Origin of the sequence: Micromonospora sp. CPM1 (assembly GCF_023896895.1) — a bacterium.
Lineage (GTDB): Bacteria > Actinomycetota > Actinomycetes > Mycobacteriales > Micromonosporaceae > Micromonospora > Micromonospora tulbaghiae.
In genome coordinates this window covers 1-19934 of the sequence record NZ_JAMHIU010000045.1, presented here as the reverse complement: position 1 = coordinate 19934, position 19934 = coordinate 1, and the positions used below count along the sequence as shown (strand labels likewise).

Here is a 19934-nt window from a genome sequence, read left to right as displayed (position 1 = left end):
GTCAGGTGGGGGGTGGCCAGGGTGGCGGGGGAGAGGGTCGTCAGCAGGGTCGTGCGGGAGTGGCGGGCCGTGTCCGGGGCCTCCTCGTGGGCGTACGCCAGCTCCGGGTCGACCAACTGGATCGCGTGCACCAGCAGGTCGCCGGTGATCAGGAGACGCTCGTCGTCGGCCTCGACCAGCACCGACTGGTGACCCGGCGTGTGGCCGGGCGTGTGCAGCAGCCGTACCCCCGGGGTGAGGGGCGTCTCGCCGTCGACCACCCGCAGCCGGCCGGCGGCGCGCAACGGCGTCAGCAGCCGGGCCGGCAGTTCCGGGTGGAACAGCTCCAGCGCATCCACCTCGGCGCGCTGGATCAGGTGATCGGCGTTCGGGAACAGCGGACCGGCCCAGCCCACGTGGTCGGTGTGCAGGTGGGTGAGGACCACGGTGCGGACGTCGGCCGGGTCGATCCCGGCGGCGGCCAGCTCGGCCGGCAGCCGGCCCGGTACCGGCGCCCAGCTCGCGGCGAGCGAGTCGGCCGGGCCGATGCCGGCGTCGACCAGCGTGACCGGCCCGTCGCCGGCCCGCACCGCGAACGCGCGGAACCGCAGCCACCACCGGCCGTCGTCGGTGACGGCACCCGGGTCGAGCCGGTCGGCGGCCTGCCAGTGCGCCTGGGTGGCGTCGGGAAACGCCTCGCCGCGGGGCTGGAAGAAGGGCCCCTCACCGTCGGAGAGCGCGGTGACCGTGATAGACCCGAGGGTGCGGCTGTGCGGCATCGGACGATGATGCCAGCGGCCCGAGGCGCGGCGCAGCCCGCTTTTCCGGCGGCCCACCCGGGCCGCCTGGGGACTGCCGGCCAGTTTCCAGTACGCTCGTACTGCTTGAGCACGTGTCCCCCGAGAGGAGCGCCGGCCGATGGCGAAGATCAAGGTAAACAACCCGGTCGTGGAGATCGACGGCGACGAGATGACCCGGATCATCTGGAAGCAGATCCGGGAGCAGCTGATCCTGCCCTACCTCGACGTCGACCTGCACTACTACGACCTGTCGATCCAGCACCGCGACGCCACCGACGACCAGGTCACCGTCGACGCCGCCAACGCCATCAAGGAGCACGGCGTCGGCGTCAAGTGCGCCACCATCACCCCGGACGAGGCCCGGGTGGAGGAGTTCGGCCTGAAGAAGATGTGGCGGTCGCCGAACGGCACCATCCGCAACATCCTCGGCGGCGTGGTCTTCCGCGAGCCGATCATCATGTCGAACGTGCCGCGGCTCGTCCCGGGCTGGACCAAGCCGATCATCATCGGCCGGCACGCGCACGGCGACCAGTACAAGGCCACCGACTTCGTCGTCCCCGGCCCGGGCACGGTGACCATCACCTACACCCCGGCCGACGGCGGCACCCCGATGGAGATGGAGGTCGCCAACTTCCCCGGCGGCGGCATCGCCATGGGCATGTACAACTACGACGAGTCGATCCGGGACTTCGCCCGCGCCTCGTTCCGGTACGGCCTGGACCGCAACTACCCGGTCTACATGTCGACCAAGAACACCATCCTCAAGGCGTACGACGGCCGGTTCAAGGACATCTTCGCCGAGGTGTTCGAGAACGAGTTCAAGGCCGAGTTCGACGCGGCCGGCCTCACCTACGAGCACCGGCTGATCGACGACATGGTCGCCGCCGCGCTCAAGTGGGAGGGCGGTTACGTCTGGGCGTGCAAGAACTACGACGGTGACGTGCAGTCCGACACCGTGGCGCAGGGCTTCGGCTCGCTCGGCCTGATGACCTCGGTGCTGCTCTCCCCGGACGGCCGCACCGTCGAGGCCGAGGCCGCGCACGGCACCGTCACCCGGCACTACCGGCAGTACCAGAAGGGCGAGAAGACCTCGACCAACCCGATCGCCTCGATCTACGCCTGGACCCGGGGCCTGGCCCACCGGGGCAAGCTGGACGGCACCCCGGCGGTCACCGAGTTCGCGAACACGCTGGAGAAGGTCATCGTGGACACCGTCGAGGGCGGCCAGATGACCAAGGACCTCGCGCTGCTCATCTCGCGGGACGCCCCGTGGCTGACCACCGACGAGTTCATGAACGCGCTCGACGAGAACCTGGCGCGCAAGCTCGCCGCCTGATCACTCCCGTCGATCACCACGGAACCCGCCGGCACGCGCCGGCGGGTTCCGTCGTGTCCGGGCCCGGTGCGTCACCGGGTCCGGGCCGGGCTCGTTGTACCGGGTGGACGCGATGCCAGTCTCGTCCAGCCGTCCCTTCCCTTGCGGGGGGCCCTGTCCCGGGCCCCCCGCGCCCTGTTGTGCGGCGCGCGCCTCCCGCTCCGGCCTCGCCGATCTCAGGCCGCGGCGGCCGGCTCAGGCGGCGCGCAGCAGCTCGGCGGCGCGTTCCGGGGCGATGTCGTTGATGAACACACCCATGCCGGACTCCGACCCGGCCAGGTACTTCAGCTTGTCCTTGGCCCGCCGGATGCTGAACAGCTGAAGGTGCAGGTGGCCCAGTTCCCGGTCGATCCGTACCGGCGCCTGGTGCCAGGCCGCGATGTACGGCATGGGCAGGTCGAACAGCCCGTCGAAGCGGCGCAGCAGGTCCAGGTAGAGCGGCCCGAAGGCGTCCCGCTCGGCGTCGTCGAGCGCCGGGATGTCCGGCACCGGCCGGTGCGGCGCCACGTGCACCTCGAACGGCCAGCGGGCCGCCGCCGGGACGTACGCGGTCCAGTGCTCGTTGCTCGCCACCACCCGCTCACCGGAGGCGCGTTCGGTGGCCAGCACGTCGGCGTAGAGGTTGCCCCCGGTGCGGTCGGCGTGCCGCCGGGCGGCGGCCAGCATGCTCCGGGTGCGCGGCGTGACGAACGGGTACGCGTAGATCTGCCCGTGCGGGTGGTGCAGCGTCACCCCGATCTCCACGCCCCGGTTCTCGAACGGGAAGACCTGCTCCACACCGGGCAGCGCGCTCAACGCGGTGGTGCGGTCGGCGAGCGCGTCCAGCACCGTCCGCACCCGGCGCGGCGAGAGCCGGGCGAACGAGGCGTTGTGGTCGTCGGTGAAGCAGACCACCTCGCACCTGCCGCGTCCGGGGCGTACCGGGGTGAACGGCGTGATCTCGGCCGGTTCGTCGGCCACCCGCTGGCTCAGCGAGGGGAACCGGTTCTCGAACACCACCACGTCGTAGTCGGGTGCCGGGATCTCGCTGTGCCGCTCGCCCCGGGACGGGCACAGCGGGCACTGGTCGGCCGGGGGCAGGAACGTGCGGGTCTGCCGGTGCACCGCCACCGCCACCCACTCGTCGGTCAGCGGGTCGTACCGCAGCTGCGAGGCGGGCGGGGGAGGAGGCAGATCCCGCCGGTCCGGCTGGTCGCGGACCGCGTCGTCCCGCTCGTCGAAGTAGATCAGCTCGCGGCCGTCGGCCAGCGCGATCTGCGTACGCTTCACTCCGCCCCCCTCGTCGTGGGCACCGTCACCAGCTCGCCCACCCTGTCGTCGAGTACCCGTCGGGCCTCGGGTGCCAACCGGTCGTCGGTGACCAGCACGTCCGCCGCGTCCAGCGGCACGATCGACGAGATGCCGACGGTGCCCCACTTGGTGTGGTCGGCGAGCACCACCAGCCCGTCCGCCGCTGCCACGAGTGCCCGGTTCGTGTCCGCCTCCATCAGGTTGGGCGTGGTGAACCCGGCCCGTTCGCTGATCCCGTGCACGCCGAGGAAGAGCAGGTCCAGGTGCAGCGCGGCGATCGCGGCCACGGCGAGCGGGCCGACGAGCGCGTCCGACGGCGTGCGGACGCCGCCGGTGAGCACCACCGTCTGGTCCGGCCGGCCACCGACGTGCAGGGCCTCCGCCACCGGCAGCGAGTTGGTGACCACCGTCAGGCCGGGCACGTCCACCAGCCGCCGGGCCAGCTCGGCGGTGGTGGTGCCGGCGGAGAGCGCGATCGCGGCGCCGGGCCGGACCAGCCCCGCGGCGTGGTCGGCGATGGCGGCCTTCTCGGCGGACTGGCGGACGGACTTGGCGTGGAAGCCGGGCTCGTCGGTCGAGCCGGGGCCGGCGGGTGTCGCGCCCCCGTGCACCTTGGCGAGCAGGCCCTGCTCGTGCAGCGTGTCCAGGTCGCGCCGGATGGTCATGTCGGAGACGCCGAACTCGGCCGCCAGCTCGGTGACCCGGACGCCACCGGCGCGGCGCAGTCGTTCCAGGATGGCGGTCTGCCGCTGCCGCGCCAGCATCCCCGGCCCACCTCCGCGCCTCACCGACCACGCGGCACTCCACGCGGTCGAACGTGTTCCAACAAAGACGAACACTACCGCGCAGCGAGGGGTGATGCGAGGCCGCCGCCGTCCGGAAGCCGGACGACGGCGGTCGAGGTGCTCGCAGGCCGGGGACGGGCCCGGCGGTGAGACGGTCAGGCGGGCTGGAGGCGCGGCTCCACCCAGCCGGTCTCGGTCAGGTGCTCCATCACCTTCCCGATGGCCTCCTCGACGCTCAGGTCCGAGGTGTCCACCACCAGGTCGGCGTCGGTGGGCTCCTCGTACGGGTCGTCGATGCCGGTCATCCCGGTGATCAGGCCGGCCCGGGCGCGGGCGTACAGGCCCTTGCGGTCGCGCTGCTCACACACCGCCAGCGGCGTCGCCACGTGGACCAGCAGGAAGCCCGCCCCGGCCGTCTCGGCCATCTCCCGGGCGGTGGCGCGGGCCGCCGCGTACGGCGCGATCGGGCAGCAGATGCCGACGCCCCGGTGCCGGGCGATCTCGGCGGCCACCCAGCCGATCCGGCGCACGTTGAGATCCCGGTCAGCCTTGCTGAACCCCAGCCCGGCGGAGAGTTCCCGCCGCACCACGTCGCCGTCGAGCAGCGTGATCGTGCGGTCGCCCTGCTCGCGGAGCACGTCGGCCAGCCCGCGGGCGATCGTCGACTTGCCCGAGCCGGACAGGCCGGTCAGGAAGATCACCAGGCCCCGGTGCCGTCGCGGCGGGCGGGCGCGGGTCAGTTCCTTCGCCACCGCCGGCGGGGTGTGCCACTCGGGCAGCGGGAAACCGCGGTCCAGCAGGTCGTCGATCTCGCGCGTGCTCAGCGCCAGCCGCCGGTTGCGCGGCGGGATGTCCTCGCGCCAGCGCCACTGCCCGTCCCGGTTGTCGTAGGCCAGCTCGCGGGGCACCAGCACGCGCAGGCCGGCGCCGGAGAGCATGCCCTCGGTGGAGAGCAGGTGGGTCACCCCGTACGCGGCGGCGACCCGGGCCCGCAGCAGCGCGTCGCTGATCTCGTCGCGCCGCCGGGCCAGCGGCACCGCCACGAGCGTCGCCGGGGGCATCCGGTCGCGGGCGGCGAACACGCTGCGCACCAGCGACTCGGCCGGCAGGCCGCCGATCGACTCCTCGCCTACCGGGATCATCACCAGCAGATGCGAGCCGAGCGTACGGGCCGCGTGCGCGATCTGCGCCAGCTGCGGCCGGTGCAGCGGGCGGTCGGCGAACACGCCGAGCACCCGGCCCGGCGGCAGCAGGCCGCGTATCTCGTCGGGGCCGCGCCGCAGCCGCTGGAACGGCCCGTGGCCGCCGTCGCCCAGTCGGCGCACCGCGCCGCCGACACCCACCATGCCCTCGCGGCCCGGCCAGACGTCGGTCACGTCCATCGCCGCCACCGGCGCGCCCTCACCGTCGGTGAGCACCACCGCACGGCGGGCCGGGTCGGCCGGGTCCAGCCCGTCGGCGAGCGCCGCCGGCACCTGGAGCGTCACCGGCACCGGCCACGGCGTGCCGTCGGCCAGCCGGCCGCGCCGGTTCAGCGAGGCCAGGTCGGCCCGGCTCATGAAACCGGTGAGCGGCGCGTACGCCCCGCTCAGCAACAACTGGAGATCGGCCAGTTCAGCGGGCCTGGGCGCGTACGACGGCGCATCCCGCAGAACGTCCTCGGGCAGCAGCCACCCGTTGCTCATCGAACCCCCAACTCACCGGCCGGCACACAGTTTCGCAGCCCACCGGCGATCGGTCGAGAGCGCCACCCGGCCTCCCGGTGATCGCGTGTCCGGCGACCGCGCCGAGGACGAACCGGGGTCACCGAATCCTTACCGGCGGGCGGCGGCCGGTCGATCCTGCGAACGGCTGCCGGCGCGCGCCGACCGGCCGAGCGCGCGGTCCCGTATCCGACGGACCGCGCGGCGGAGGCGGGACCGCAGCCGGCGCGAGTCCTCCACGCGAGGCACGCCGCCGTCGGCCGCGCAGCGCACCACGAGCGGCAGGCGGGCGTCCAGCGCCCACCCGGCCTGGATCACCCGGGCCCGGACCTCCCAGGTGCCCCGGGTCCGGCCGCCGTTCAGCGCCGCGAAGTCGACTGTGGCGGTGCTGCGGTGGCGCACCCGGGCGGCCCCGGCCCGCTCGGTGGTGGCGGTCACCGGCAGGAAGAACTCCTCCCGGGTCTCCCGGCGGCGCACCACGACGTCGGTCCTCGCCCCGCCGGCCCGCATCGCGACCCCGGCCGGGACCGCGTCGGCCACCGGGAGCACCGGCAGCCCCTCGTCGTCGAAGCGCAGCGGCTCGTCACCCGCGCGCAGGTCGGCGGAGACGGTGACGGTCAGCGTCCGCCCCTCGACCCGCCACCCGTCGACCGAGGCGTCGGCCCGGACGCTCACCTCCCACTCCGCCAACCGGCGCAGGTCCGCCACCCGTCCCTGCGCGGCGAGATGCGCGATCACCTGGAACATCGGCGGCAGCCCGGCGACCGCCTCCGGCGGGAAGCGTTCCTCGACGAGCCGGCCCACCTCGCCGGCCACCTGGTCGGCCCACTGCTCCGGCGCGCTCAGCAGGGCCTGCCCGCGCAGGCGGCTCAGCATCTCCTTGCGCAACCAGCGCCGGTGCAGGCGGAGGCGGATCGCGGCGGGCGACCGGTGCGCGTCCACGATGTCCAGCGCCTCCCGCAGCGCCGCGTAGTACTCGGCCGGGTCCATCCGGGTGGCGGTGACGTTGCCCGCGTCCACCCGGCGGACGTGGTGGTAGCAGGGGTGGTCGGCCAGCACGCAGACGCGCCCGGCGCGCAGGTAGGCCGCCGCCATCAGCCGGTGGTCCTCCAGGCGGCGCGGGTGACCCTCCGGGAACCGCAGCCCGTGCCGGTCGAGGAAGGACCGCCGGAACAGCTTGTGACAGGTCATGCTGTCGGCCAGCGGTACGTCCGCCGGCGTGACGCCGAACCGGTTCTCCCGGAACAGCTCCCGCGGTACGCCCCGCCGGTGCCCGATCATCCGGCCGACGACGATGTCCGCGTCGTGGTCCCGGGCGCAGGCGTGCAGGCGGGCCAGCGCCTCGTCGCCGAACCAGTCGTCGTCGTCGGCGAAGAAGACGTACTCGCCGCGTGCCCGCTCCAGCCCCCGGTTGCGGGGGTGCGACGGCCAGCCCGAGTGCTCCAGGTGCAGCACCCGCACGTGCGGGTCGGCGGCGGCCAGCTCGTCCAGCCGTTGCGGGGTCCCGTCGGTCGACCCGTCGTCGGCGAAGATCACCTCGTACGAACCGGGCGGCAGCCCCTGCCGGGGCAGCGACGCGACGAGCGGATCGAGGTTCGCGCCGCAGTTGTACGTGGGCACCACCACGCTCACCAGCCGGTCCGCACCGTCGCTCATGTCGCCCCCCGTCGAGTCGGCCGCACACGGTGGCAGCATCCCGGAGCGGTCGCCACCCCGCCACCCCGTTCCCGCCACCTAGGGGCTGCGGCGACCGAGGATCAGGGGATCGCAGGGGTCGGGAAGGGCTCCGGGCCAGCGCCGGAGTTCTACGCTGAACGGCGTGACACTGCTCGCGACCGAGTCGCTGACCAAGACGTACGGAGGCCGGGTCACCGCGTTGGCCGACCTCACCGTGTCGGTCGAGCCGGGGATCATCGGGCTGGTGGGCGCGAACGGCGCCGGCAAGTCCACTCTGATCAAGATCCTGCTGGGTCTGCTCCCGCCGACCAGCGGCCGGGTACAGGTGCTCGGCCTCGACCCCACCACCGACCCGGCCGCGGTCCGCGCCCGGGTCGGCTACATGCCCGAGCACGACGCCCTCCCGCCCGACCTGTCCGCCGCCGAGCTGGTCACCCACCTGGGCCGGATCAGCGGGCTGCCGCGCACCGTCGCCCGGGAACGGGCCTCCGAGGCGCTGCGCCACGTCGGTCTGCACGAGGAGCGGCACCGGGCCGTCGGTGGCTACTCCACCGGCATGAAGCAGCGCGTCAAGCTCGCCCAGGCGCTCGTACACGATCCCGATCTGCTGCTGCTCGACGAGCCGACCAACGGCCTCGACCCGGCCGGCCGGGACGCCATGCTCGCGCTGATCCACCGGATCGGCACCGAGTTCGGCATCTCGGTGGTGGTCTGCTCGCACCTGCTCGGCGAGGTGGAGCGGATCTGCGACACGCTCGTCGCCATCGACGGCGGCCGGCTGCTGCGCGCCGACCGGGTGTCCGCCATGACCACCGCCACCGACGTGCTCGCCGTCGAGGTGAGCGAGGGCACCGAGGAACTGGCCGCCCGGCTCGCCGCGCTCGACCTGCCGGTGACCCGCGACGGGCGGCTGCTGCTCGTCCCGCTCGCCGACGACGCCACCTACGACCAGATCCTCGGCGCGGTCGCCGAGCTGGACCTGCCGCTGCACCGGCTGGACCAGCGGCGGCACCGGGTGGCCGAACTCTTCGCCGCGAGGGAGCCCAGCCATGTCTGACGCGACCGGGGTCATCCACGACATCGGCTACCAGCGCTACACCGGCCCGCGGCTCGGCCGCCGGCAGGTGTTCGGCGCGCTCTACCTGCACGGTGTGCGTACCGTCTTCGGGCTGGGCCGCAGCGCCAAGGCCAAGATCTTCCCCTGGCTGGTCGTCTCCGTGGTCACCGTGGTGGCCGCCGGGGTCACCGCGGTACGCAGCCAGATCGGCGAGGTGGTGATGACGTACGCCCAGTTCGCCGACGCGATGAGCTGGCTGGTCATCTTCTTCGCCGCGGTGGCCGCGCCCGAGCTGGTCTCCCGCGACCTGCGCAGCGGCGTGCTGCCGCTGTACTTCTCCCGGCCGCTGCCGCGCGGCGACTACGCGCTGTCCAAGCTGCTGGCGCTCGTCACCGCGCTCTGGCTGCTGCTCGGCGGCCCGCAGCTGGTGATGTTCCTCGGCGCCGCGTTCACCACGAACCGGGGCGTACGCGGGGTGTGGGACGAGCTGCTCGACCTGCTGCCCGGCCTGCTGTACGCCGGGCTCTGGGCGGTGGTGTTCGCCTCGATCGCCCTGCTGGTCGCCTCGCTCACCGGCAAGCGCGCGTTCGCCGCCGGCGGCATCGTGGCGGTGTTCCTGATGACCACGCCGGTGGTCGGCGTGCTGTCCATCCTGCCCTCGGCCACCGTCAACGAGCTGGCCTTCCTCGCCTCCCCGCCGACGCTCGTCGGCGGTGTGGGCACCTGGGCGCTCGGCGACGCGCTGACCCAGGGCCAGGGCGGCGGCATCCCGATCGGCGACTTCGGGCCGGTCTACGCCGCGGTCGCCGTGCTGCTGGTCGCCGGCTGCGTCAGCCTGCTGCTCCTGCGATACCGGAAGGTGGCCGCCCGATGACGGCGATCAGCACCCAGTCGACGGCCGGCGCGCCCGCCGCCGCGACGAGCACGCTCGACCTGACCGGCGTCTCCCGCTGGTACGGCAACGTGGTGGCGGTCAACGACGTCACCATGCGGCTCGGCCCCGGCGTGACCGGCCTGCTCGGTCCCAACGGCGCCGGGAAGACCACGCTGCTGCACATGATGGCGGGCTTCCTGTCCCCGTCCCGGGGCACCGTGACGCTGGACGGTGAGCCGACCTGGCGCAACCCCGCCGTCTACCGGCGACTCGGCCTGGTCAGCGAGCGCGAGGCGGTGCACACGTTCCTCAGCGCGTACGAGTTCGTGCTCGCCAGCGCGAAGCTGCACCGGCTGCCCGACCCGGAGGCCGCCGCCCGGCGGGCGATCGAGCTGGTCGAGATGGAGGACGCGCAGACCCGCCGGATCGGCACCTACTCCAAGGGCATGCGGCAGCGCACCCGGGTCGCCGCCGCGCTCGTGCACGACCCGCAGGTGCTGCTGCTCGACGAGCCGTTCAACGGGATGGACCCGCGGCAGCGGCTGCACATGATGGCGCTGCTGCACCGGCTCGGCGACGCGGGGCGGACCATCCTGTTCAGCTCGCACATCCTGGAGGAGGTCGAGCAGGTCTCCGGCACGGTCCAGGTGATGGTGGCGGGCCGGCTCGCCGCCTCCGGCGACTACCGGACCATCCGCCGCCTGATGACCAACCGTCCGCACGTGTTCGGAGTGCGCTCCACCGACGACCGGGCGCTGGCGGTGGCGCTGATGGCCGAGGCGTCGGTCTCCGGCGTCGAGCTGGACCGTACCGGCCTGACGGTCAAGGCCGGCGACTACGGCGCGTTCACCCGGGCACTGCCCCGGATCGCGCTCCGGCACGGCATCCGGGTCCGGCAGCTCCTGCCGGAGGACGAGTCGCTGGAGAGCGTCTTCTCGTATCTGGTGGAGGCATGATGTCGACAGTCACCTGGATCACCGCGCGCGGCCTGTTCGGCCGGAGCCGGTTCCTCATGCTCCTGCCGTTGCCGCTGGTCCTGATCGGCCTGGCGGTGCTCTGCCGGTCGCTCGGCGTCGACCCGGGCCAGTGGGGTCCGCCGGTGCTCGTCGGCCTCGGCCTCGCCGTGGTGCTGCCGGTCGTGGCGCTGATCGTGGGCACCGGCGTGCTCGGCGCGGAGATCGACGACGGCACCGTCGTGCACATCCTCACCAAGCCGCTGCCGCGCTGGCAGATCGTGCTGCCGAAGCTGGCGGTCGCGGCCGGCGTCAGCGCGGTCACCGTGGGCATCCCGATCTACGTCGCGGGCGTGCTCGCCGATTCGGTACGCCTCGGACTCGCACTTGTCGCCGCCTCGGCGGCGGGCGCGCTGGCGTACTCGGCGCTGTTCCTGGCGCTCAGCCTGGTGACCCGGCGTCCGGTGCTGCTCGGCCTGGTCTACGTGCTGATCTGGGAGGGGCTGCTGGGCCGGTTCGTCGGCGGCACCCGGGTGCTGTCGATCCAGCAGTGGGTGATCGCCCTGGCCGACCGGATGGCGCCGACGCCGCTGCTCGGCACCACCGTCTCGGTGCCGGTCGCGGCGGTGCTCACCGCCCTGGTCGCGGTCGGGTTCACGGTGCTGGCGATCGACCGCCTGCGCTCGTTCAGCGTGGCCGGCGAGACGAGCTGCCGGGGGGGGGGGGGGGCGGGCGCGACGCGGGCCGCCCGCCCGGTCAGAACGCGCGAGGCGAGATCAGCTCGTCAGAACGCGCACGCGATGACCAGCTCGGTGGTGCGGTCGGGCAGCAGGTCCAGCTTCGCGATCCGGCCCGCCGCGCGCAGGTCGCCGGCGACGGTGCCGAGCTGGTCGAGCACCGCCGCCGGTCCGAGCGCCTCGGCCAGCGGCACGTCCGCCTTCATCGACAGCTTCCGTTCCGACTTGGCGCGGCGCACCTGACCCAGCGCGTCCGCCGCCAGCCGCAGCAGCTCCGGGTCACCCGGCGCCTGCGTCGCGCGGCCCACCTCGTACGTGGTCGGCCAGGGCGCGCGGTGCACCGACCCGTACCGCCACCACGACCAGACCTCCTCGGTGACGAACGGCAGCACCGGCGCGAACAGGCGCAACTGCACCGACAACGCGGTCGCCAGCGCCGCCCGGGCCGAGTCGGCCGCTGGCCCGGTGCCGTAGGCGCGCTCCTTCACCAACTCGATGTAGTCGTCGCAGAACCGCCAGAAGAACGCCTCGGTGGCCATCAGGGCGGCCGTGTGGTCGTACCCGTCGAAGGCGGTGGTCGCGGTCGCGACCACGCCGGACAGTTCGGCGAGCATCGCGGTGTCCAGCGGTTGGGTCGCCGCGGCCCGCAGCGCGTCGGCGGCGCCCAGCCCGAGCGCGAACCGCGACGCGTTGAGCAGCTTGGTGGCCAGCCGGCGGCCCACCTTGACCTGGGCCGGGTCGAAGGCGAGGTCCATGCCCGGCTTGCCGTTGGCGGCCCAGTAGCGGACCGCGTCGGACCCGTTGCGCTCCAGCAGCGCCATCGGCGTGACCACGTTGCCCTTGGACTTCGACATCTTCTTGCGGTCCGGGTCGAGGATCCAGCCGGAGAGCACCGCCGTGTGCCAGGGCAGCGCGCCGTGCTCCAGGTGGGACCGGGCCACCGTGGCGAACAGCCAGGTGCGGATGATGTCGTGCCCCTGCGGGCGCAGGTCCATCGGGAAGACCCGGGCGAACAGGTCCGGGTCGGTCTCCCAGCCGCCGACGATCTGCGGGGTCAGCGACGAGGTGGCCCAGGTGTCCAGCACGTCCGGGTCGCCGGTGAAACCGCCCGGCTCGCCGCGCTGCGACTCCTCGTATCCGGGCGGCGGCTCGCTCGTCGGATCGATCGGGAGCATCGCCTCGTCCGGTGTGAGAGGGTGGGACCAGTCCGGCTCGCCAACGTCGTCGAGCCGGTACCACACCGGCACCGGCACGCCGAAGAACCGCTGCCGACTGACCAGCCAGTCACCGGTGAGACCGCCCACCCAGTGCTCGTACCGGTGCCGCATGTGCTCCGGCACCCAGCGCAGCTCCCGGCCCCGGGCCAGCAGTTCCTCGCGCAGGCCGGCGTCCCGGCCGCCGTTGCGCAGATACCACTGCCGGGTCGAGACGATCTCCAGCGGCCGGTCGCCGCGCTCGTAGAACTTCACCGGATGGGTGATCGGCCGCGGCTCGCCCACCAGGTCGCCCGCGTCCGCGAGCAGCTCCACGAGCGTCCGCCGGGCGCCGTTGACCGTCTGCCCGGCCAGCGCCGCGTAGGGCTCCGCCGGCACGCCGGCCGGCGGCTCCGGCAGCAGGCGCCCGTCCCGGCCGATCACCACGCGGGTGTCCAGCCGCAGCTCACGCCACCAGGTCACGTCGTTCAGGTCACCGAACGTGCAGACCATCGCGATGCCCGTGCCCTTGGCCGGGTCCGCCAGCGGGTGCGCACGCACCGGCACCTCGACCCCGAAGACGGGGGTACGCGCAGCCGCGCCGACCAGGTCCGCGTACCGCTCGTCGTCCGGGTGGCAGACGAGCGCCACGCAGGCCGGCAGCAGCTCCGGCCGGGTGGTGTCGATCAGCACCTCGCGGCCGTCGGGGCCGGTGAACCGCAGCCGGTGGTACGCGCCCGGCCGCTCCCGGTCCTCCAGCTCCGCCTGCGCGACGGCGGTGCCGTACCCGACGTCCCACAGCGTCGGCGCCTCGGCCTGGTACGCCTCGCCCCGGGCCACGTTGCGCAGGAACGCGCGCTGGCTGGCCGCGCGGGCCGCCGACCCGATCGTGGTGTACGTCAGCGACCAGTCCACGGACAGCCCGAGCCGCCGCCACAGCGCCTCGAACGCCTTCTCGTCCTCCACCGTGAGCAGTTCGCACAGCTCGATGAAGTTGCGCCGGGAGATCGCCGTCGGGTTCTTCCGGGCCGCGTCGTCCACCGGTGCGGCGGGCGGGCGCCAGTCCCTGTCGTACGGCAGTGCCGGGTCGGGACGCACGCCGTAGACGTTCTGCACCCGGCGTTCGGTGGGCAGCCCGTTGTCGTCCCAGCCCATGGGGTAGAAGACGGTCCGCCCGCGCATCCGCTGGAACCGGGCCACCGTGTCGGTGTGCGTGTACGAGAAGACGTGTCCCATGTGCAGCTCGCCCGACACGGTGGGCGGGGGAGTGTCGATCGCGTATACGTCCGACCGCTCCTTGGTGCGGTCGAACGCGTACGTGCCGTCGGACTGCCAGCGGCGGGCCCAGGTCTCCTCGAGGCCGTCCAGGCTCGGACGCTCGGGGACGCCGCCGCGGGCGCTCCTCGTCGTGTCGGTCATCAGCCGATGGTAGGCAGCCCGCCCGCCCCACTCCACGACTTTCCCCACCCCGCCCCCTGTCCCTGTCGATCTTGCACTTGCTGCCCCGGCGTAAGCCGCTTGTCGGGCATCCCGTGGGCGCCAAGTGCAAGATCGGCGGGGGTCGAACGGGCTAGAGGAGGGAGTCGCGCCACTGGCGGTGCAGGGCGGCGTAGCGGCCGTCGGCGGCGATCAGCTCGGCCGGTGGTCCGTCCTCCACGATCCGGCCGTCGTCGAGCACCAGCACCCGGTCGGCGGTCTCCACCGTGGAGAGCCGGTGGGCGATCACCAGCGCGGTACGGTCCCGCAGCACGTTGTGCAGGGCACGCTGCACCAGCCGTTCGGTCGGCACGTCCAGCGACGAGGTCGCCTCGTCGAGGATCAGCACCCGGGGGTCGGCGAGGAACGCGCGGGCGAACGCGACGAGCTGCCGCTGCCCGGCGGAGAGCCGGCCGCCGCGCCGGTGCACATCGGTGGCGTACCCGTCGGGCAGAGCGGCGATGAAGTCGTGCGCGCCGATCGCCCGCGCGGCCGCAACCACCGCCTCGTCGTCGGCGTCCGGCCGGCCGAATCTGATGTTGTCCGCCACGGAACCGCTGAACAGGTGGGTCTCCTGGGTCACCAGCACAACCGCCCGGCGCAGCTCGGCGTCGGCCAGGTCGCGCAGGTCCACCCCGTCCAGCCGGACCGCGCCCGCGTCCGGGTCGTGGAAGCGGGCCACCAGCTTCGCGACAGTGGACTTCCCCGCGCCGGTCGGCCCGATCAGCGCCACGGTCTGCCCGGGCGGCACGGTCAGGTCCAGGCCGGACAGGATCGGCGTCTGGCGGCGGTAGCCGAAGTCGACGGCGCGGAACGTGACCGCCCCGCGCGGCGGCCCGGCGGGCAGCGGCACCGGCCGGGCCGGTTCGGCCACCGCCGGGCGCTCGTCCAGCACCCCGGCCAGCTTCTCCAGCGCGGCGGTCGCCGACTGGAGCGAGTTGTAGAACTGGCTCAGCTCCTCCATCGGCTCGAAGAACCGGCGCAGGTAGAGCAGGAACGCGGCGAGCACACCCACCTCCACGCCGCCGCCCAGCACCCGCCAGCCGCCGTACCCGAGCACCACAGCCGTGGTCAGGTTGCCGATCAGCCGGATGCCCGGCGAGTAGATCGCGATCAGCCGGAACGCGCGCAGGCTGGATCGCCGGTAGTCGTCGTTCACCGCGCCGAAGATGTGGTCGTTGCGGTCCTCCCGCCGGTACGCCTGCACGGCCCGGATGCCGCGCAGCGACTCGACGAAGTGCACGATGACCAGCGCCACCGCCTCCCGGGTGCGCCGGTACGCCCCGGCCGAGGCGCGGGCGAACCAGCGCGACAGCACGAACAGGAACGGGAACGCGAGCAGCGTCACCGCCGCCAGTGGCAGGTCCAGCCAGAGCAGGATGCCCGCGACGGACAGCACCGACAGCCCGGCCATCACCAGCTTGTCGATGCCGCCGTCGACCAGCTCGGCGATCGACTCCAGGTCACTGGTCAGCCGGGACACCATCCGGCCGGACGTGTAGCGCTCGTGGAACCCGACGTCGAGGCGGAGGAAGTGCCCGTACACCCGGCGGCGCAGGTCGAGCAGGACGGCCTGGCCGATCCGGGCGGCGAGGGTGAGGAACGCGCGCCGGGCCGCGTACTCCACGGCGGTCGCGACCACGAACGCGGCGGCGACAGCGATCAGCGGGCCGGGATCACCGGCCCGCAGCGGCCCGATGCCCCGGTCGATGCCGAGCATGACCAGGTACGGCCCGGACATCGCGGCGGCGTTCTGGGCCAGCAGCAACGCCACCGCCAGCCCGAGCGTACGCCGGTGCGGGCGCAGCAGCCGTCGCAGCAGGACCCGGCTGCGGGCACGCAGCCGGGTCACCGCCGCCGGGGACGAGTCCTCGGCGCGGCTGCGATCGGCGTCCGGGTCGGTGGCCCGGCCCCGCCAGCGCGACAGGTCCGCGTCCGGAGCGGTGCCGCCCGGCCCGGTCGTCGCGTGACCGTCCGGGTCGGTCGTCGCGCGGCCGGCCGGTGCGTCCGGGTCGCCGCGGTTGCGCGCGCCGGCCGTCCCGTTGCCGTTCGGCGCGTCGCGGGGCCGGGGCACCCGCGGCGCGCGGCCGGTCACGAGCGCACCAGGCCGACGCCGTCGCTCCGTCGCTCCGGCTCGGCTGACAGCACCGCCCGGTAAGCGGGTACGCGGGCCAGCAGCTCCGAGTGGGTGCCGACGGCGACGATCCGGCCGTCGTCGAGCAACGCCACCCGGTCCGCCAGTGCCACTGTCGAGGGGCGGTGGGCCACCAGCAGGGTGGTGGTGGCGGTGTCCCGCAGCACCCGGCGCAGGGCCGCCTCGACGAGTGCCTCGGTGTGCACGTCCAGCGCGGAGAGCGGGTCGTCGAGCACCAGCACCGCGGGCCGGCCGAGCACCGCACGCGCCAGCGCGAGGCGCTGCCGCTGCCCGCCGGACAGCGACAGCCCCTGCTCGCCGACCCGGGTGGCGAGCCCCCACGGCAGCTCGTACGCGAACTCCGCCTGGGCCAGCGTCAGCGCGGCCCGGACCTCGTCCTCGCTCGCGTCCGGACGGCCCAGGGTGAGGTTCTCCCAGACCGACATGGAGAACAGCGTCGGCTCCTCGAACGCCACGGCGACCATCCGGCGCAACGACTCCAGCCGCAGGTCACGCACGTCGTGCCCGTCGATCGTGATCCGGCCGCGCGTCACCTCGTGCAGCCGGGGGACGAGCGACAGCAGCGTGCTCTTGCCGCAGCCGGTGCCGCCGACCAGCGCCATCGTCTCGCCCGGCTCGACGGTCAGGTCCAGGTCGCGCAGCACCGGCGCGGAGGTGCCGGGGTAGCGGAAGCCGACCCCCTCGAAGCGGAGCCGGCCGCGTACCTCGCCCCGGTCGAGCGGCCGGGCGTGCGGTGCGTCCACGATGGTCGGCGGCGTGTCCAGGACCTCCTGGATCCGGTCGGCGGCGGTCGCGGCCTCCTGGCCGTTGGCGATGATCCAGCCCAGCGACTGCACCGGCCAGATCAGCATGAGCTGGAGACTGACGAACGCGACCAGCTCACCGATGGACAGCGCGCCCTCGGCGACCGCTGCCGCCCCGGCCACCAGGACCGCGCCGAGCGTCAGGTTGGGCACCAGGTCGAACATCGCGGAGGTGCGGGCCAGCAGCCTGGCCTTGCCGATCCCGGTGTCGTGCAGCCGGCGCGCGCCGACGGCGAACCGGGCCGCCAGTTCCGGCCCGCGCCCGTACGCCCGCATGGTGCGCAACCCCAGCGCCGTCTCCTCGACCAGCGTGGCGACATCGCCCTGCTGGTCCTGCATCCGGCGCGACGCCGCGTGGTAGTGGCGCGCGAAGCGGCGGCTGATCAGGAACAGCGGTACGGCGCTCGCCGCGACCAGCAGCCCCAGCCACAGGTGCAGCCGGATCAGCAGCGCCACCACCGCCGCGTAGGTGACCAGGTTGAGCACCAGGAACAGCAACCCGAAGGAGAGGAACCGCCGGATCACCGAGAGGTCGCTGGTGATCCGGGACAGCAACTGGCCGGACTGCCAGCGGTCGTGGAAGCCGGCCGGAAGCCGTTGCAGGTGGGCGTAGATGTCGGCGCGGATGGCGGCCTCCATCCCGACCGAGGACGACGACTGCGTCCAGCGGCGGATGAAGATGAGGACCGCCTCGGCCACGCCGAGCAGCAGCGCCAGGGCGCCGAGCCGCAGCAGCCCGGCCTCGTCGTGCCGGGCCACCGGCCCGTCGACGACCCGCTGCACCACCAGCGGAACGGCCAGGCTGGCAGCGGTGGCGGCCAGCGCCGCGACCAGCAGCCAGGCGAACTCCATCGCGTACGGGCGCAGGTAGGGCCGCAGCCGCCAGAGGTTGCGCAGCGGCTGGGACCGGGCGCCGGTATGCGCCGCGGGGTTGCCGTCGCTGGACGCGGGCACTACCCGACGGTAGCGGCCGGGGGTGACACTCCGGCTGTCAGCTAGCCGTCACCCGTCCCTCATGCCCGAGAAGCCACTTCTTCACGTCCAGCCCCCAGCGGTAGCCGCCGAGCGAACCGTCGGTGCGCAGCACCCGGTGACAGGGCACGAACAGCGCGGCGGCGTTGCGCGCGCAGGCCGCCGCGGCGGCCCGGATCGCGGCCGGTCGCCCGGCCAGCGCGGCGAACCCGGTGTAGGTGACCGGGTCGCCGGGCTTCACGTCCCGCAGCACCTGCCAGGCGTGCGTCAGGAATGCGCCGCCGGTGTGCTGCTCCACCGCGACCGCGTCGATCGCGGTGAGGTCACCGTCCAGGTAGGCCCGAACGGCGGCGGTCACCGGACCGAGGTCGGCCCGTTCGCGCAGTTCGCCGCGCAGGCTCGGGTGGATCAACGGCATCAGGACGGCCGGGTCGGCGGTGAACCCCGCCGCGCGTACCGCCCCGGTCGGGCCGGCGAGCACGCTCAGCGGGCCGGCGGGGGTGTCGATGACGGTGCTGTCCACAGTGCTCATGCTGCTCTCCAGAGTCGGATGGTCGCGTACGACCGCCAGGGGCGCCAGCGGTCGGCGTACGCGGACAGGGTCTTCGGGTCGTCGGACAGGCCGAGCGCTGCTGCGCCGCGGCGTACGCCCAGGTCGGTGGTGAGCGCGACATCGGGGTCGCCGAGTGCGCGCATGGCCAGGTAGCCGGTGGTCCACGGGCCGACGCCGGGCACCGCGGTCAGGAGCCGGACCGTCTCCTCCCGGTCGCCTCCGGGCTCCAGGTCCAGCTCGCCGCCGGCGACCGCGCGGGCCAGCGCGCGGAGCGTCTCCCGGCGGGCCGCCGGCATCCGGAACGCCGTGTCCGGCGCCGCGAGCACCTCGGCCGGACCGGGGAACGCCACCAGGCCGTCCGCCGGGTCGTCGGCGCCCGCCCCGCTCGCAGTCCGGGTGGCGGAGAGCAGGCGGGTGAGCGTGGTCCGCGCCGAGGCCAGCGAGACCTGCTGGGTGGTGACGGCGCGGACGGCCAGCTCGAAACCGTCGACCGCGTGCGGCAGCCGGACGCCGGGTTCGGCCGCGACGGCCGGGGCCAGCGCCGGGTCGGCGGCCAGTGTGGCGTCCACCGCGACCGGGTCGGCGTCCAGGTCGAGCAGACGACGGCAGCGGGCCACCGCGGGAGCCAGGTCACGCATGTCGGCCAGCCGCAGCGTGGCGTCGATGTGGCCGTCGGCGGGGGTCAGCGCGACAGTGGCGGGACCGTGCGGCAGACGCAGCCCCCGGTGGTAGGTGCCGTCGCGGACCACCTCGACGCCGGGCAGCGCGCGTAGCGCGAGGAAGTCCAGCAGCGCGCCCGCGTGCAGCGGGGGCCGGTGTGCCAGCCGCAGCGAGAGCGTGCCCGCCCCGGTGGTCGCCGCCGGGCCACGCCGGCCGGCCCGCAGCTCGGACGGGGTGCCGCCGTAGACCTCGCGGACCGTGTCGTTGAACTGCCGGACGCTGCCGAACCCGGCGGCGAAGGCCACCTCGGCCAGGCCGAGGCCGGTGGTCTCGATGAGGATCCGGGCGGTCTGCGCGCGCTGGGCGCGGGCCAGCGCCAGCGGGCCGGCGCCCAGCTCGGCCCGGAGCATCCGGTGCAGGTGCCGCTCGGTGTAGCCCAGCCGGGTGGCCAGGCCGGGCACCCCGTCCCGGTCCACCACGCCGTCGGCGATCAGCCGCATGGCGCGGCCGACCAGGTCGGCCCGGACGTCCCACTGGGGCGAGCCGGGCGCGGCGTCCGGCCGGCACCGGCGGCACGCCCGCAGCCCGGCCCCCTGCGCGGCGGCGGCGGACGGGAAGAACCGGACGTTCTGCCGCTTCGGCGTCATCGCCGGACAGGACGGCCGGCAGTAGATCCCGGTCGACGTCACACCGGTGTAGAACCAGCCGTCGAACCGCGGGTCGCGGCTGTCGACGGCTCGGTAGCAGCGCTCGAAGTCCAGCTCCATGCCACGATCCTGCCTCGCAGCTCCCGGGCCCGGCTGGCGGGATTCGGACATGACGTGCGGCAGTCGCGCCAGCCCGGGGAAGTGGGGGGGTGCCCCCCCCCCCCCCCCCCCCCCCCCCCCCCCAC

Annotated in this window: 14 protein-coding genes and 1 pseudogene; 5 read left to right on the top strand and 10 right to left on the bottom strand. The window is 74.1% G+C overall.

The annotated features are described in order from the left end of the window. The coding region (locus M8C11_RS29455; RefSeq protein WP_252454660.1) for an MBL fold metallo-hydrolase at positions 1–758 on the bottom strand (758 nt) is incomplete at its 3' end. Positions 759–897: 139 nt separating this feature from the next. Between M8C11_RS29455 and M8C11_RS29450 the strand changes: the two genes are divergently transcribed. Next, positions 898–2115, top strand: coding sequence for an NADP-dependent isocitrate dehydrogenase (locus M8C11_RS29450; RefSeq protein WP_120573189.1), 1218 nt, complete (start codon positions 898–900; stop codon positions 2113–2115). A 234-nt stretch (positions 2116–2349) separates the two neighbouring features. Here the strand turns inward: M8C11_RS29450 and galT are convergent, their stop codons facing one another. From galT to M8C11_RS29430, 4 genes are all read right to left on the bottom strand, one after another. Next, positions 2350–3423, bottom strand: coding sequence for a galactose-1-phosphate uridylyltransferase (gene galT / locus M8C11_RS29445; protein ID WP_252454658.1), 1074 nt, complete (start codon positions 3421–3423; stop codon positions 2350–2352). Next, positions 3420–4208, bottom strand: coding sequence for a DeoR/GlpR family DNA-binding transcription regulator (locus M8C11_RS29440; RefSeq protein ID WP_252454656.1), 789 nt, complete (start codon positions 4206–4208; stop codon positions 3420–3422). Before M8C11_RS29440 ends, galT begins: the two co-directional genes overlap by 4 nt. Before the next feature lie 176 nt (positions 4209–4384). Further along, a complete protein-coding gene (cysC, locus tag M8C11_RS29435) occupies positions 4385–5914 on the bottom strand; it encodes an adenylyl-sulfate kinase (protein WP_252454654.1) in 1530 nt (509 codons plus the stop codon). 129 nt (positions 5915–6043) lie between these two features. Then, positions 6044–7588: a glycosyltransferase family 2 protein gene (locus M8C11_RS29430; protein ID WP_252454652.1), complete on the bottom strand. Its 1545-nt coding sequence runs from the start codon at positions 7586–7588 to the stop codon at positions 6044–6046. Positions 7589–7751: 163 nt separating this feature from the next. On the opposite strand from M8C11_RS29430, the gene M8C11_RS29425 reads away from it, so the two are divergent. The 4 genes and pseudogenes from M8C11_RS29425 to M8C11_RS29410 form a co-directional block, all read left to right on the top strand. Next, positions 7752–8666, top strand: a complete 915-nt coding sequence (locus M8C11_RS29425; protein WP_091426126.1) for an ABC transporter ATP-binding protein — start codon at positions 7752–7754, stop codon at positions 8664–8666. Continuing rightward, a complete protein-coding gene (locus M8C11_RS29420; protein WP_252454651.1) occupies positions 8659–9540 on the top strand; it encodes an ABC transporter permease in 882 nt (293 codons plus the stop codon). Before M8C11_RS29425 ends, M8C11_RS29420 begins: the two co-directional genes overlap by 8 nt. After that, the gene (locus M8C11_RS29415; RefSeq protein WP_252454650.1) at positions 9537–10496 is read left to right on the top strand and encodes an ABC transporter ATP-binding protein; all 960 of its coding nucleotides are present in this window, start codon (positions 9537–9539) and stop codon (positions 10494–10496) included. Before M8C11_RS29420 ends, M8C11_RS29415 begins: the two co-directional genes overlap by 4 nt. After that, positions 10496–11203, top strand: a pseudogene (locus tag M8C11_RS29410) (ABC transporter permease subunit); the annotation flags it as partial. The gene M8C11_RS29415 and the pseudogene M8C11_RS29410, both read left to right, overlap by 1 nt. 74 nt (positions 11204–11277) lie before the next feature. Here M8C11_RS29410 and valS read toward each other — a convergent pair. The 5 genes from valS to M8C11_RS29385 all read right to left on the bottom strand — a co-directional run bounded on the left by valS (position 11278) and on the right by M8C11_RS29385 (position 19809). Beyond that, positions 11278–13842, bottom strand: a complete 2565-nt coding sequence (gene valS / locus M8C11_RS29405) for a valine--tRNA ligase (RefSeq protein WP_252454649.1) — start codon at positions 13840–13842, stop codon at positions 11278–11280. Positions 13843–13993: 151 nt separating this feature from the next. After that, positions 13994–15973, bottom strand: a complete 1980-nt coding sequence (locus M8C11_RS29400) for an ABC transporter transmembrane domain-containing protein (protein WP_374669372.1) — start codon at positions 15971–15973, stop codon at positions 13994–13996. 17 nt (positions 15974–15990) lie between these two features. Continuing rightward, on the bottom strand, positions 15991–17811 hold the full coding sequence (locus M8C11_RS29395) for an ABC transporter ATP-binding protein (protein WP_252454648.1): 1821 nt from the start codon (positions 17809–17811) through the stop codon (positions 15991–15993). A gap of 37 nt (positions 17812–17848) precedes the next feature. After that, positions 17849–18361, bottom strand: a complete 513-nt coding sequence (locus tag M8C11_RS29390; protein WP_120573199.1) for a methylated-DNA--[protein]-cysteine S-methyltransferase — start codon at positions 18359–18361, stop codon at positions 17849–17851. Beyond that, the gene (locus tag M8C11_RS29385; RefSeq protein WP_252454647.1) at positions 18358–19809 is read right to left on the bottom strand and encodes an AlkA N-terminal domain-containing protein; all 1452 of its coding nucleotides are present in this window, start codon (positions 19807–19809) and stop codon (positions 18358–18360) included. The genes M8C11_RS29390 and M8C11_RS29385 overlap by 4 nt, the downstream gene beginning before the upstream one ends. Positions 19810–19934: the final 125 nt, after the last annotated feature.